We start from the raw sequence: 14,268 nt of genomic DNA on the forward strand, positions 1-14,268 counted from the left end.
CGCTTGCCGCTCAGGCCGAACTGAGCGTCAGCGAGGTCGGCGCATGAGTGTGTTCACGCGGTCGCAGGCCGACCGGGAAGCCTTGCTGCTGCCCGAACTCGCCGACCTGACGGCCCACCACCGGGCGAATTCCGAGGGCTACGACCGGATCCTTTCCTCGCTGGGCATCGCTTCGGATGCGGCGTTCGGCTCGATCGCGGACCTGCCGTGGCTGCCGGTGCGGATGTTCAAGACGCACGACCTCAAGTCCATCCCGGACAGCGAGGTCTTCAAGACGCTGACGTCGTCGGGCACCACCGGCGCCGGCGCGTCGCGGATCTACCTGGACAAGGCGGCGGCGGGCGCGCAGACCAAGCAGCTGGGCGCGACGCTGCAGGAAGTCCTCGGCGGCGAGCGGCTGCCGATGCTGATGGTCGACACGATCGGCATCATCAAGAACCGCCGGTCGTTCTCCGCGCGGGGAGCCGGTGTGCTCGGCATGGCGAACTTCGGCCGCAAGCACACGTACGTGCTCGACGAGAACGACCAGCCGGACGTCGAGGCGGTCAAGAAGTTCCTGGCCGAGTACGGCGACAAGCCGTTCCTGATCTTCGGCTTCACGTTCATGGTGTGGCTGTACCTGTACGAAGTCGCGCGGGACCACAACCTCGACCTGTCGAACGGGATTCTCATCCACAGCGGTGGCTGGAAGAAGCTGATCGACCGCGCGGTGGACAACACGGAGTTCCGGCGGCGGTTCAAAGAGGACACCGGTCTCACCCGGATCCACAACTACTACGGGATGATCGAGCAGATCGGCACCGTGTTCCTCGAGGGCCCGTCCGGGAACTCGCTGTACTGCCCGGACTTCGCCGACGTCGTCATCCGGAACCCGGAGACGTGGGAAGAGCAGCCGGTCGGGGAGCCGGGCGTGATCGAGGTCGTCTCGACGCTGCCGCGGTCCTACCCCGGGCACGTGCTGCTCACCGAAGACCTGGGCGTCTGCAACGGCATCGACGACGGCGACTGGCCGGGCAAACACTTCTCCGTGCTCGGCCGGCTGCCGAAGGCCGAGGCACGCGGCTGCTCGGACACGTTCGCGGGAGCGGCGGCATGAGTCTCACCCAGCGATTCCCGGCCGGTCCTTCGGTCGAGGTCGGCGCGTTGGTCGACCAGCTGCGTGCCGAGCCGCCGGGCGGCCGGTTGCGCGTGGGCGACCCGCGGATCGTCGAGTTCGTCACGAAGTTCGCGCGCAAGCTGCTGGCCCCGGCCACCGCACGCCGGTTCCCGGAGCTGGCGTCGCTCGGCTTCTTCCTGCGCAAGGGCGAAATCGCCAAAGCGTTGTCCACACTGGACACTCCGGGTAGCGCGCTGCGGTTCCCGCGCGGGCTGGTGTTCCACGTGCCGCCGGCGAACGTCGACACGATCTTCGTCTACTCGTGGGCGCTGTCCGCGCTGGCGGGCAACCACAACGTCGTGCGGGTCTCCTCGCGTTCGGCCGGGGCCGCCGAGGCGGTACTGGAGGCGCTGAACGCGGCATTGTCCGAAGTGGACGCTTCGGTGGCGGAAGCCATCACGGCGACCCAGCGCATGGTGACCTACGACCGCAGCGACGAGGTGAGCGGCGCGCTGTCGCTGGCCGCCGACCTGCGCGTCATCTGGGGCGGCGACGGCTCGGTCGCGGCCCTGCGGAAGTACCCCCTCGCGCCGCACGCGCGGGACCTGACATTCCCGGACCGCTCGTCCTTCGCCGTCGCGTCGGTAGCGGGCTGGCAGCGCGCGTCCGCCGAAGAGCGCCGCACGGCCGCCGAGGGCTTCTACAACGACTCGTACTGGTTCGACCAGGCCGCCTGCTCGTCGCCGCGCGCGGTGTTCTGGGTCGGCGACGAGCCCGGCGCCCAGACGGCGGGGAGCGAGTTCCGCGCGCTGCTGGCGGCGGTGCTGGAGACTAAGCAGCACGTCACCGAGCCCGCGATGGCGGTCCAGAAGCGGGTCTCGGCGTACGGTGCGGCGGTCGACGGGCTGGTCAAGGAGATCGCGTTCGAGGGCAACGGCCTGGCGACGCTCGAGCTGACCGACCCGGCGGTGCTGCCGCGCGAGTGGCTGGGAGCGGGCACCTTCGCCAACGCGCGAGTGTCCTCTTTGTCCGATCTGGTGCCGATCGTGCTCCGGAAGGACCAGACGGTCAGCCAGTTCGGCTTCACCGTCGAGGAACTGACGGCGTTCGCGCACGAGCTCGCGGGCCGCGGCGTCGACCGGATCGTGCCGTTCGGCTCCGCCCTGACCTTCTCGGCGGTGTGGGACGGTTACGATCTGCTCTCCGAGTTCAGCCGCCTGGTCACGGTGCAGGCCTGAGGAGAGCCGTCGATGACGACAGTTGAGGACCTGCCGGCTGCGGGCAAGCAGCCGAAGTCCACCCGGGCGAGGATCCTCGACGTCGTCCGGTGGGTGGCGATCCTGCTGGTCCTCGGCTTCGCGGCGAAGCAGCTGGCGGCCAACTGGGGCGAGTTCTGGCACACCCTGCGTGACGTCGCCTGGGAGTCGTCGCTGCTCAGCCTGGCCGCCCTGGTCGCGGCGATCCTGGTGTCGACCTGGGGCTGGCAGATGATGGTCGACGACCTCGGCGAGCCGATCGGCTACGCCCGCGGCGCCCAGATCTGCCTGGTCGGCTCGCTCGGCAAGTACGTGCCGGGCTCGGTCTGGGCGTACCTGCTGCAGATGGAGCTCGGCCGCAAGGCGGGCCTGGCCCGCGCCCGGATCTTCACCGGCTCCCTGATCCAGCTCGGCGTGGGCGTGGTGTCGGCGCTGGTGGTGTCGCTGCTGGCGGCGCCGGCGGTGTTCAGCAACAGCCCCCGCGCGCTGTGGCTGTTCGTGCTCATCCCGCTCGGCCTGGCGATGCTGCACCCGAAGATCCTCACCTGGGGCACCTCGCTCGTCCTGCGGATCCTCCGCCGGCCGCCGCTGCAGCACCCCTTGGGCCGGCGGGTGATCGGCAAGGTGTTCGGCGCCTCGACGGCGGCGTGGTGCCTGCAGGGCGTCCACCTGTGGCTGCTGGCCAATTCGGTGGGCGCGCCGGGCCTCGGCGGCTTCGTCCTGTGCGTGGGCGCGATGGCCGTGGCGATGACGGTGGGCACGTTCGCGTTCATCCTCCCCAGCGGCGTCGGCGTCCGCGAGGTCGCCCAGGTCGCGGTCCTCACGGCCAGCGGCCTGACGGTCGGCCAGGCCACGGCGTTCGCGGTGGCCTCCCGCGTGATGTTCACGGTGGCGGACCTCCTGACGGCCGGCTTCGCGGCTGTCGCGGCCCGCTCGGCTCGTTCGGCGGCCACCTCCGCCTGATCTCCGGGGCGGTTGTCCACAGCCTGTCCCCAGCGTTCCGGTACTTGTGGACAACGCCGATCAGCTGGTGGGGTGACACTCGCCTGCCACGGGAAACGCCCCGCCGCCGCTGGTCGATAACCTGGCGGCAAGTGCGGGTGACGAGGTGAGGGGGCCGGGTGGTCTACGCGGTCGTGGTGGCGTGGCTGGTCGTCGCCGCGATCGTCGTGCTGACCTGGAACCGCCTCGACACCGACCGCGGCTGGCGCGGCTTCGTCCTCAGCCTCACGCTCGGGCTGTCCCTGCTGCACCAGCTGCTGTTCGCGACGGTCACCGAAGACGCGCTGGTCACCTTCCGCTACGCGCAGAACATCGCCGACGGCAACGGCCCGGTCTTCAACCCCGGCGAACGCGTCGAGGGTTACACGAACTTCTCCTGGCTGGTGCTGGTCGCCCTGCCGCGCGCCGCGTTCGGCGCCGACATCCGCACCACGGCCGTCGTCTTCGGAGTCCTCGCCGCGCTCGGCTGCGTGCTCCTGTCCTGCTTCCTGGTCAACCGGATCGTCGCCGCGGCCGCCCCGGACGGCGCGGCCCCGCGCCCCGCGATCGGGGTGGCCGCCGCGGTGCTCACCGCGAGCGCCGGCGGCCTCGCCGTCTACGGGGCTTCGGGCTCCGAAGTGCCGCTGTTCGTACTGCTGGTCCTCGCCGTCGGTTACGCGCTCGCGGCGCGGCGCCCGGTGGTCGCCGGGGTGCTCGTCGCCTTCGCCGTGATGACCAGCCCGGAAGGCCTCGTGATCGCCGTGCTGGCCGGCCTGTGGCTGGTGGGTGCCGCCCTCCGGGGGAGGCACAGCTGGTGGGCGCCGGTGGGGTACGCGCAGGGTGCGCTGGTCTTCCTGATCCCGAGGCTGGCCTGGCGCGCGACGTTCTACCAGCACTTCCTCCCCGCGCCGCTGGCCGCGAAGCTCGGTGGCCCGCTGGGCGAGCACGTCGCCACCGGCTGGCCGTACCTGGCCGGGTTCGCCCTGGCGCACCAGGGTTTCCTGCTGCTCGGCCTGGTCGCCGCGGTCGCGCTGGTGCTGCGTCGCACAGCTCCGTTTCGGGGGGTGCGGGTCGCGGTGTCGCGGACACGCGGTGAAGGCCGGGGTGACACCGCTCGTGCTTCGGGAGCTCCGGCGCAGGGCGAGGCTTCGGACGACTCCGTCCGCGTTTCGGCGGCCCGGGTGGCGGCGCCCCGGGCTCGCGGCGAATCCGCGCGTGGCACCGCCCGCGTTTCGGGGGCGCACGGCGAATCTTCGGATGACCCCGCTGTCGAGGCGCGGGCCCTGCTCTGGCTGCTGTTCGCGATGGCCGCCGGGCTGGCCGCGGCGGCCGTGCTCATCGGCGGCGATCCCGGTCCGTCGTGGCGGCTGCTGGCCCCGCTCCCGCCGCTGCTGGCCGTCGCGGCCACCGGGGCGTACGGCGTGCTCACCGCGGACTTCGTGGCGAAGCCGTCGCCGTGGCCGAAACCGCTCGCGCCGCGGCTGGTGCCGGTGACCGCCTGCGGGCTGGCCGGCATCGCGGTGCTCGTCTCGGTGTTCAGCCCCGAGATGCTCGACCGCGTGCGCGTTTGGCACTCGCACGGCACCGAACTCGCCGAAATCGGCGGCTGGCTCGGCGATTACCTGCCGCCCGGGTCGGTGGTCAGCGCCGCCGCGCCCGGCGCGCTCGCCGCCCACGGCGGGCAGCTGCTCATCATCGACGTCCTCGGCCGCACCGACGACCACATCGCCCGCGAGGGCCGGCACGACGGCGGCATCGCGACCGACTACGACTACGTCGTCAACGGCCGCCGTCCGACCGTCGCCGTGCCCGCCGACGGCGGCTACGCCGATCGGCAGCACTGCGCGATCGACCCGGTGTACGCGGGCAAGTACGAGGTCGCGACCTTCCGCCGCGTCGGCACGCCCTACTGGGTCTCGGTCTACCCGCGGGCGGAACAGGCGAAGTCCCTGGTCGCCGACCTCGACAAGGGTCCGGACTTCCGCTACGTACCCTGTCCTTCGTGAAGCTCGCGGCCCCGGACCGGCAGCTGGGCGCCGAGGCGCGGCTCGGGCTCGGGGTGTTCGGCGCGGCGTTCGCGCTGTTCGTGGTGCGCTTCCTGGTACCGCGGCCGATCGCGATGTCCAACAACGGCGACGGCGGCCGCGTGCTGTGCGGGGCCGGGATCACCTGGAAGGGCCTGCCCGAGCCGTTCGTCCACCTCGCCTACACGCCCGCGCCGGGCGCGCCGCCGTGCCGGCCGACGTACCTGCTGACGCAGAGCTGGCTCGCGGACCTAGCCGTCCGGATCGGACGGCTGATCGGTCTCCACGGCACGCTGAGCCTCGTCATCCTGGGCCTGCTGAGCAGCATCATCGCGGCGGCGGCGATCACCGCGATCGTGCTCGGCCTGCCGCACCCGCGCCGGACCCGGCTGTTCGTGGCGGCCGGATTGCTGCTGGTCGTCGCGGACTCGGCGTTCTTCGGGTACTTCGCCGCGATCCTCGGCGAAGGCGCGGCCTTCCTCGGCCTGCTGCTCGCCGCCGGCGGCCTGCTCCTGACCGCGCGCGAGGGCCGGTGGAGCTACGCGGGCATGGCCGTGACGTTCGCCGGCGGGGTCCTGGCCGTCAACGCCAAGGTCCAGACGCTCACCATCCTGCCGATCCTCGCGCTGGCGATCCTGCTGGCCCGGCCGGGCTCGCTGCGCGGGGTCAAGCGATGGGCGTCGGCGGCGCTGGTCATCGGCGCGATCGGCGCTGTCACGTTCTTCGCGCAGCAGAGCGTCGAGCCCGCGCGAGCGCCCGATGGCACGTACAGCGCTTTCCCGGGCGACGACTCGCGCGAGATCAACGCCTTCAACTCGATCTTCCTCAACATCGTCGACGGGAAGCACGACACGCAGGCCGACCTGGCCGCGCTCGGACTGCCGCCGGAGTTCGCGCAGTACGCCGGCAACGGCTGGTGGCACCCGCACCCGGCGACCATGGATCCGCAGTACCCGCGGTACCGGGACAGGATCAGCCGCCGGAACGTCGTCACGTACTTCGCGACCCATCCCGGCCGGACCCTCGAAGTGCTCGACCGCGCGGCCACCGACCAGCTCACCGCCCGCCCGGACTACCTCGGCAGCTTCGACCGGGAAGCCGGGTTCCCGCCGCACGCGCAGGAGTACCGGGTGCCGGTGGTCTCGTGGCTGACCGGCCTGATCGCCCCGCTCGGGCTCTTCGCGCTGGTGCCGATCTGGCTGCTCGTCCTGGTCAGGGCCGGGCTGCAACGCCGGACGGCGCTCGCGGTCCCCGTGGTGTTCCTGTTCGCGGTCTCGGTGACGCAGTTCGGCACCGCGGCGCTGGGCGACGGCATCGAGGGCATCAAGCACCAGTCCGTCGCGCTGTTCTCGATCTTGATCGCCCTCGGATTGTGTTCTTCCCCGCTGAACCGCCGTTCCGAACCTACGCTCCCGTAACCTGGCTGGATGGCCGACCTGGTTTACCCGCCCGTGATCGCGGCGGCCCGGACGATGTTCCGGGTACTCGACAACCGCATCCGGATCGAGGGCGCGGAGCACATCCCGCGCCGCGGCGGCGCGGTCATCGCGTGCAACCACATCAGCTACCTCGACTTCATCTTCTGCGGCCTCGGCGCGCGCCCGGCCAAGCGGCTGACGCGGTTCATGGCGAAGAAGGAGATCTTCGACAACAAGATCGCCGGGCCGCTGATGCGCGGCATGCACCACATCTCCGTCGACCGCTCCGCCGGGCTGGCCTCCTACCGCGAAGCGCTCGGAAAGCTGCAGGCCGGCGAGGTCGTCGGCGTCTTCCCGGAAGCCACCATCAGCCGGTCGTTCACCGTCAAGGAGATCAAGTCCGGCGCGGTCCGGATGGCCGCGGCGGCCGGCGTCCCGGTGGTGCCGATGGCGCTGTGGGGCACCCAGCGGCTCTGGACGAAGGGCCGTCCGAAGGACCTGACCCGGCGGCACGTGCCGATCTCCATCCTCATCGGCGAGCCGATGCATCCGGCGAAGGGCGACGACTGGGACGTCGTCACGAAGGAACTCCGCACCCGGATGAGCGCGCTGCTCGACCGGGCCCAGGCCGAGTACCCGGACCAGCCGGCGTCGGACGGGGAACGCTGGTGGCTGCCCGCGCACCTCGGCGGCACGGCGCCGACCCCGGCCGAAGCCGCCGAGCTCGACCTGAGCTAGAACCAGCGCTCGAGGACCTGCGCCACGCCGTCTTCGCCGGCCGGGCCGGTGACCTCGTCGGCCACCGCGAGCAGCTGCGGGTGGCCGTTCTGCATCGCGACGCCGTGGCCCGCCCAGCGCAGCATCTCGACGTCGTTGGGCATGTCCCCGAAGGCGATGACCCGCTCGGGCTCGACGTCGAACCGCGCAGCGACATCGGCCAGGCCGGTCGCCTTGGTGATGCCGTGCGCGGACAGTTCCACCAGGCCGCCCGACGACGAGTACGTGACGTCGACGTCCCGGTCGAAGAGGGCGGTGATCGCGTCCGCCATCTCCTGGGAGGACATCCCGCGGTGGCTGACCAGCAGCTTGATCGCCGGGTGCCCGAGGACCTCGGCGCGCGGCCCGGTGCGGCCCTCGCCGTCGCCCCACGGGTTGTGGTAGTCCGGCTCGATCACGAAGTTGCGCATGTCGTGGTCGACCGCGCCGGTGCTGACCCGCTCGGTCGCCAGCCGGCAGCCGGGCAGCGCCTTGTCGAGCGCGTGCGCGATGTCGTGCAGCAGCGTCGGCTCGAGCAGGCCGTGCACCTCGACGATCTCTTCGCGGCCGCAGTCGTACAGGACCGCGCCGTTCGCGCACACGGCGTACCCGGTGAGCTCGAGCGGCTTCGCGATCGGAGCGATCCACCGCGGCGGCCGCCCGCTGGCCAGCACGAACGGCACCCCGGCTTCGACCGCCCGGCGGACGGCGGCGATCGTGCGGGCGCTGAGCGATTCGGAGGGGCCGAGCAGGGTGCCGTCGACGTCGGACGCGATCAACTGGGGTCTCTCCACCCCGCCATTGTCCCTGACACGTTCGGGTGGGGCCGTCCCCGTCCGTGCGACAGTCGGCGGTTACCGATAGCGTCCGGAACTGTGCGAGTTGGCATCGTCATTCTTCCGGAAGATCGTTGGTGGGCCGCCGAGCCGAAGTGGCGCGCCGCCGAGGAGTACGGCTTCGACCACGCCTGGACCTACGACCACCTGGGCTGGCGCACCCTGGTCGACGGCCCGTGGTTCTCCGCGATCCCGACCCTGACCGCGGCGGCGATGGTGACGTCCCGCATCCGGCTGGGCACCTTCGTGGCGTCCCCGGTCGCCCGGCACCCGGTGCCGTTCATGCGCGAGCTGAACACCCTCGACGACGTCTCGGACGGCCGTCTCGTCCTCGGCATCGGCGCGGGCGTCGACCACACCCACTACGACGGCGCGGTGCTCGCCGCCCCCGAGCTGACGCCGAAGCAGCGCGTGGACCGCTTCACCGAGTTCGTCGAGGCGCTCGACGGGCTCCTCATGACCGACAAGTTCGGCTTCGACGGCGAGTACTACCGGGCCCGTGAGGCCCGCAACCTGCCGGGCCCGGTCCAGCGCCCGCGGCTGCCGTTCGTCGTCGCGGCGAACGGCCCGCGCACGATGACGCTCGCCGCGCGCTTCGGCGCCGGCTGGGTCACGACGGGCAAGGGCGGCGAGACCGCCGACGAGTGGTGGGCCGGGATCAAGCAGCTCACCGAGGTGTTCGACCAGCGGCTGGACGCGGTGGGCCGCGACCGGGCGAGCATCCAGCGGTTCGTCAGCCTGGACGCGTCGCCGGTGTTCTCGCTCAGCAGCGTGGAGGCGTTCCGCGACGCCGTGGGCCGCGCGCAGGAGCTCGGTTTCACCGACGTCGTCTCGCACTGGCCGCGGTCGTCGTCGCCCTACGAGGGCCGCGAAGCCGTCCTGGAGCAGGTCGCGAGCGATGTCCTGCCGGAGCTGCACTAGTCCGAACGAGTGACTTCGGGCTGATCGGGAAACCGATTGCCGCCCCTCGGGCGTCGGTACTGGCAGACACCCCGGGGGTGCGAGAGCCCTCGTGGCCGCGGAGGGGCGCAGCGGCCACGAGGGCGTTCTACTTCACGATCCGGTAGATGACCGCACCCGGGTTCCGGTACACGACCCGCAGGAAGTCGTGCCCGTCCAGGTGCTGCAGGCCCCGCGCGATCGGCGTGTCCCGGCGGATGGTGCCGCTGCCGACCAGCACGTAGTGGATGTTCAGCCGCTGCACGGCCGCGCGCACCTGCGGGTCGCTGTCGAAGTCGGCGAAGTGCTGGGCCAGGTAGAGCGCGTCCGGGGGAGCGACACCGGCGTCGTAGTGGCCGGCCACCGGGTGCACCCCGGTCAGGGCGTACATCCAGGCCGTGCCGTCGAGCCGGTCGTTGAGCACCTTCTGGTCGGCGGGGATGCCGAGCGTGCCGAGGTGGTCCATCGCGTCGATCTCGTCCCGGCTGACCGGCGGGACCACCTCACCGGGCAGGCCGTTGTAGTAGAGCAGCGACACGGTCTTGGCGTTGGCCGCGCGGTAGAACCCGCCGGTCAGCACCCCCATCGCGACGACGAGCAGCACCGCCGTCGCGAGTCCGACCCGGCCGGTCAGCCACGGCCGTGCGCGCACCCACGCGCGTCCGCTCGCCTGCTTCGCGAGCCACCGCTGGGTCTCGCTCATGCCGTGCGCGGCGAGCAGGCACATCGGGATCGACGCCAGCGCCATCAGCCGGAACCGGTCGTTCCACCAGGGCCGCGACAGGCTGATCACCCAGTCTTCGCCGCCGAAGCACGCGACGACCACGAACAACGCCGACAACCCGAGGGCCGAGAGCACCAGCCAGCGCATCCGCCGCAGCGCCACCAGCGTCAGCACGCCGACGGCGAGGAACACCGTCAGCCAGATCTGCGGCACCGGCAGCACCTGCTTGAAGGTCGCCAGCATGGCCAGCGCCTTCCACACCGGCATGTGCGAGCCCCAGGCGTGGTACGGGTACGAGCCGGACGTGAAGCCGATCGCGCCCAGGATCATCGGCGCGGCGATCACCCCGGCCACCGCCATCACCGGCAGCATCCGCAGCACGTCGCCGCCGACGACCCGCCAGGCGCGCGTGCCCTCGGGAACGCCGTCGACGCGGCGGCCGTGACAACCGGAGCTTCGCTCCGGGCCGGGGGCTTCGCCACCCGGACCCCCGAAAAGCCTGCCGCGCAGCGCCCGGTACCAGCGCTGCACCACCAGCGGGAAGGCGAACAGGATCGCCCCGAACAGCGCGCTCGAGTGGGCGGCGAGCAGGCCGGTCGCGCTGAGCGCCAGGACCGCGCCGGTGTCGACGCCCGGCCGCGCGAGGAACCGCTGGAGCGCGATGACCGCCAGCGGCGTCAACACGATGCCGAGGGCGAACGGCAGCAGGCCGCTGGACACCGACTCGTACGCCCCGGTCGTCGCGCCGCCGGCGACCAGCGCGGCACTGCCGGCGAACACCGCCCGGCCGCCGAGCTGGCGCACCAGCGCGGCCATGGCCAGCGCGAACAGCCCGGCGATCGGCATGGTGATCGCGTTCAGCGTGACCGGGATCGACGTCCCCGACAGCTCGTAGACCAGCGCGCCGACCAGGTGGTAGGCGTTCGGGTAGAAGGAGCCGCCGGGGTACCAGTTGATGGTGCCCATGCCGGTCAGCGAGCCGTCGCCGGTCTCGGCGATGTAGCGGATGCCGTTCGCGTGGAACACGGTGTCCCAGCGCTGGAACACCGCCGTCGTCCCGCCGCGGCCGGTGACGACCACGACGATCGACACGGCGACGGCGATCGTGACGCAGGCCGCCACGGCCAGGTGCGCCCGGCGCGTCCACGGCAGCCCCGGCCCCTCGGCGCCCGGGGTGAGCCGGCCGCGCGCGGTGACCAGGCGGCGCAGCCCGTAGAGCACGGCGGCGAGCAGCAGGGTGAGGGCGGCGACGCTGAGCGAGCCGTACGGGACGTGCGCGATCGCCAGCCACGGGCCGGCCAAGCCGGCGATGGCGTAGCTGAGCAGCGGCGCGAGCCCGGCCAGGGCCCAGCCACGCAGGCCGGCGGCCCACCCGGCCAGCCCGCCGGGGACCGCCAGCACGGCCACGTAGGTGGCCACCGCGGCGAAGTAGCTCCAGAAGTCCTCGGGTGCAGGCACTGCTTTCCAGGTGTGTCGTAGGCCGAAATGTGATAGTCGGGTGCGAGCCGGGTCAGCGACCCCCGTACCCTCGACGCCCGTGAGCGCGCACACGAACCCCGCACAGATTACTGAAGCCGATTTCGCAGGTTACGACCTCGTCGTCGTCGGGTCCGGCTTCTTCGGCCTGACCGTCGCCGAGCGGGCCGCGGCCGAGCTGGGCAAGAAGGTCCTCATCCTCGAGCGGCGCAGCCACCTCGGTGGCAACGCGTACTCGGAGCCCGACCCGGAGACCGGGATCGAGGTGCACAAGTACGGGGCGCACCTGTTCCACACGTCGAACAAGCGCGTGTGGGAGTACGTGAACCGCTTCACCGAGTTCACGAACTACCAGCACCGTGTGTTCGCGCGGGTCAAGGACCAGGTCTACTCGTTCCCGATGAACCTGGCCCTGATCAACCAGTTCTTCGGCAAGTCGCACACGCCGGACGAAGCGCGCGAGCTCATCGCGAAGCAGTCGTCGGAGTTCGAGACGGCCAACGCGCAGAACCTCGAGGAGAAGGCGATCTCGCTGATCGGCCGCCCGCTCTACGAGGCGTTCATCAAGGGCTACACCGCGAAGCAGTGGGAGAACGACCCCAAGAACCTGGGCGAGAACATCATCACGCGCCTGCCGGTCCGCTACAACTTCGACAACCGGTACTTCAACGACACCTACGAGGGCCTCCCCGTCAACGGGTACACCGCGTGGCTCGAGAAGATGGCCGAGCACGAGAACATCGAGATCCGGCTCAACGTCGACTACTTCGACGTCCGCGAGCACATCCCGGCCGGCACCCCGACCGTCTACACCGGGCCGCTGGACCGCTACTTCGGCTACTCGGCGGGCAAGTTCACCTGGCGCACGGTCGACTTCGAGTCCGAGGTCGCGCCGACCGGTGACTTCCAGGGCACCTCGGTCGTCAACTACAACGACCAGGAAGTCCCCTACACCCGGATCATCGAGTTCCGGCACTTCCACCCGGAGCGGGACTACCCCAAGGACAAGACGGTCATCTTCCGCGAGTACTCCCGCTTCGCGGGCGAGGACGACGAGCCGTACTACCCGATCAACACGCCGGAGAACCGCGAGAAGCTCGAGGCCTACCGCGAGCTGGCCAAGAAAGAGGCGCGCGAGAAGAACGTGCTGTTCGGCGGCCGCCTGGGCACGTACAAGTACCTCGACATGCACATGGCCATCGGCTCGGCGCTGTCGGCGTTCGACAACAAGATCGCCCCGCACCTGACCGACGGCGCGCCGCTCGACGGGTCGCTCGATGCTTGAGAAGGGACAGCCCGCCGGAGAGGTGGCCGTCCTCGCGAAGGCGCAGGGCTTTCTGAAGAGTGAAGCTTCGGTGAAGGCTGCGCGCGGCCTTTCGCACTTCGGCGAGCACAGCGCCGGGTGGTTCGCGCTCGGCCTGCTCGGGGCGGCGGTCGACAAGAAGCGGCGCAAGGACTGGCTGGTCGCGTCGGCGGGTGTCGTCGGCGCGCACGCCGCCTCCATCGCGGTGAAACGCGTGGTCAGGCGGCCGCGACCTGACCACCCGAGCGTCGAGGTCCTGGTCGGCACGCCGAGCAAGCTGAGCTTCCCGTCGTCGCACGCGACGTCCACGACGGCGGCGGCGGTGCTCTACTCCGGATTGACCGGGCGTAACCTGGTGCCCGCCCTGGTACCGCCGATGCTGGCCTCGAGGCTCGTGCTCGGCGTTCACTATCCGACAGACGTTCTGGCCGGTGCAGCTCTCGGGGGGCTCGTCGGTGGTCTGATACGACGGAAGCTGAAGAAGAACCCATGAGCGAGACGACCGAGCAGCGCGACAGCGACGAAACTGCCGTGACGCCCGAGGCTGTCGAGCCTCCTGCGTCGCGTGGGCCGTTGGGCCTGGTCGGCGGCGTCATCAAGACGGCGCGGCCCCGGCAGTGGGTGAAGAACGTCCTGGTCTTCGCGGCCCCGTTCTTCGCGTTCTCGAAGTCGACCGATCGCACCGGTCTCCTGATCGACGCGATCATCGCCTTCGTGGCCTTTTCGCTGACGGCGAGCTCGGTCTACCTCATCAACGACGCCATCGACGTCGAGGCCGACCGCGCCCACCCGACCAAGCGCAACCGGCCGATCGCGGCCGGGATCGTGCCGGTCCCCGTCGCGTACGGGGCCGCGGTCGTGTTCTTCCTGGCCGGCCTCGGCGTGTCGTTCCTCGCCAGCTGGCAGCTGGCGGTCGTGCTGGGCGTCTACGAGGCCGTCCAGCTCGGGTACTGCTTCGGCCTCAAGCACCAGCCGGTGGTCGACCTGGCCATCGTCGGCTCGGGCTTCCTGATGCGCTCGATCGCCGGCGGTGTGGCGGGCGGCATTGCGCTGTCGCAGTGGTTCCTGCTGGTCACGGCGTTCGGCTCGCTGTTCATGGTGGCGGGCAAGCGCTACGCGGAGATCATGCTCTTCGAGCGGACCGGCGCGAAGATCCGCTCGTCGCTGAAGAAGTATTCGGCGAGCTACCTGAGGTTCGTCTGGGCGACGTCGGCGGCGATCCTGATCATGTCGTACTGCCTGTGGGCGTTCGAGATCCGCCAGACCGAGCACAACTCGGTGTGGGCGCTCATCTCGATGGTCCCGTTCCTGGTGGCGGTGCTCAGGTACGCGGTCGACGTCGACGGCGGCATCGCGGGCGAGCCCGAGGAGATCGCGCTCAAGGACCGCATCCTGCAGGTGCTCGGCGCGACCTGGGTGATCACCCTGTTCCTCGCGTTCTACCTGTGAGCTCTTCGCG

12 protein-coding genes are annotated in these 14,268 nt (G+C 71.0%); 10 read left to right on the top strand and 2 right to left on the bottom strand.

What is annotated here, in order from left to right; all coding sequences use genetic code 11:
• The first annotated feature begins 43 nt into the window (after nt 1-43).
• From IE317_RS11060 to IE317_RS11085, 6 genes are all read left to right on the top strand, one after another.
• Nucleotides 44-1,096, top strand: a complete 1,053-nt coding sequence (locus IE317_RS11060; RefSeq protein WP_191308959.1) for a LuxE/PaaK family acyltransferase — start codon at nt 44-46, stop codon at nt 1,094-1,096.
• Nucleotides 1,093-2,334, top strand: a complete 1,242-nt coding sequence (locus IE317_RS11065; RefSeq protein WP_191308961.1) for an acyl-CoA reductase — start codon at nt 1,093-1,095, stop codon at nt 2,332-2,334. Before IE317_RS11060 ends, IE317_RS11065 begins: the two co-directional genes overlap by 4 nt.
• 12 nt (nt 2,335-2,346) lie before the next feature.
• Entirely contained in the window at nt 2,347-3,315 is a 969-nt protein-coding gene (locus IE317_RS11070) for a lysylphosphatidylglycerol synthase transmembrane domain-containing protein (protein WP_191308962.1), read from the top strand.
• A gap of 158 nt (nt 3,316-3,473) precedes the next feature.
• On the top strand, nt 3,474-5,339 hold the full coding sequence (locus IE317_RS11075; RefSeq protein ID WP_191308964.1) for a hypothetical protein: 1,866 nt from the start codon (nt 3,474-3,476) through the stop codon (nt 5,337-5,339).
• Nucleotides 5,336-6,775, top strand: a complete 1,440-nt coding sequence (gene wsfD / locus IE317_RS11080; protein ID WP_191308966.1) for a glycan biosynthesis hexose transferase WsfD — start codon at nt 5,336-5,338, stop codon at nt 6,773-6,775. The genes IE317_RS11075 and wsfD overlap by 4 nt, the downstream gene beginning before the upstream one ends.
• Nucleotides 6,776-6,784: 9 nt before the next feature.
• The gene (locus IE317_RS11085; RefSeq protein WP_191308968.1) at nt 6,785-7,513 is read left to right on the top strand and encodes a lysophospholipid acyltransferase family protein; all 729 of its coding nucleotides are present in this window, start codon (nt 6,785-6,787) and stop codon (nt 7,511-7,513) included.
• Here IE317_RS11085 and IE317_RS11090 read toward each other — a convergent pair.
• Entirely contained in the window at nt 7,510-8,310 is an 801-nt protein-coding gene (locus IE317_RS11090; RefSeq protein ID WP_191309148.1) for an HAD family hydrolase, read from the bottom strand. The two genes, IE317_RS11085 and IE317_RS11090, sit on opposite strands and share 4 nt — an antisense overlap.
• Nucleotides 8,311-8,406: 96 nt before the next feature.
• Between IE317_RS11090 and IE317_RS11095 the strand changes: the two genes are divergently transcribed.
• Nucleotides 8,407-9,288, top strand: coding sequence for an LLM class flavin-dependent oxidoreductase (locus IE317_RS11095; RefSeq protein WP_191308971.1), 882 nt, complete (start codon nt 8,407-8,409; stop codon nt 9,286-9,288).
• A 127-nt stretch (nt 9,289-9,415) separates the two neighbouring features.
• Here IE317_RS11095 and IE317_RS11100 read toward each other — a convergent pair whose 3' ends face one another.
• The gene (locus tag IE317_RS11100; RefSeq protein ID WP_191308972.1) at nt 9,416-11,488 is read right to left on the bottom strand and encodes a DUF6541 family protein; all 2,073 of its coding nucleotides are present in this window, start codon (nt 11,486-11,488) and stop codon (nt 9,416-9,418) included.
• Nucleotides 11,489-11,567: 79 nt separating this feature from the next.
• On the opposite strand from IE317_RS11100, the gene glf reads away from it, so the two are divergent.
• From glf to IE317_RS11115, 3 genes are read left to right on the top strand one after another with little or no spacing between them, the layout of a single operon-like run.
• Entirely contained in the window at nt 11,568-12,791 is a 1,224-nt protein-coding gene (gene glf / locus IE317_RS11105) for a UDP-galactopyranose mutase (protein ID WP_191308974.1), read from the top strand.
• On the top strand, nt 12,784-13,302 hold the full coding sequence (locus IE317_RS11110; protein WP_191308976.1) for a phosphatase PAP2 family protein: 519 nt from the start codon (nt 12,784-12,786) through the stop codon (nt 13,300-13,302). Before glf ends, IE317_RS11110 begins: the two co-directional genes overlap by 8 nt.
• Entirely contained in the window at nt 13,299-14,258 is a 960-nt protein-coding gene (locus IE317_RS11115) for a decaprenyl-phosphate phosphoribosyltransferase (RefSeq protein ID WP_191308978.1), read from the top strand. The genes IE317_RS11110 and IE317_RS11115 overlap by 4 nt, the downstream gene beginning before the upstream one ends.
• Nucleotides 14,259-14,268: the final 10 nt, after the last annotated feature.

It is taken from the genome of Amycolatopsis bullii, from assembly GCF_014654205.1.
GTDB lineage: Bacteria > Actinomycetota > Actinomycetes > Mycobacteriales > Pseudonocardiaceae > Amycolatopsis > Amycolatopsis plumensis.

Bases quoted from the DNA above. Each gene is read 5' to 3' on its own strand.
- IE317_RS11110 (WP_191308976.1), top strand. From the start codon at position 12,784: ATGCTTGAGAAGGGACAGCCCGCCGGAGAGGTGGCCGTCCTCGCGAAG.
- IE317_RS11060 (WP_191308959.1), top strand. From the start codon at position 44: ATGAGTGTGTTCACGCGGTCGCAGGCCGACCGGGAAGCCTTGCTGCTG.
- IE317_RS11065 (WP_191308961.1), top strand. From the start codon at position 1,093: ATGAGTCTCACCCAGCGATTCCCGGCCGGTCCTTCGGTCGAGGTCGGC.
- IE317_RS11115 (WP_191308978.1), top strand. From the start codon at position 13,299: ATGAGCGAGACGACCGAGCAGCGCGACAGCGACGAAACTGCCGTGACG.
- IE317_RS11085 (WP_191308968.1), top strand. From the start codon at position 6,785: ATGGCCGACCTGGTTTACCCGCCCGTGATCGCGGCGGCCCGGACGATG.
- IE317_RS11070 (WP_191308962.1), top strand. From the start codon at position 2,347: ATGACGACAGTTGAGGACCTGCCGGCTGCGGGCAAGCAGCCGAAGTCC.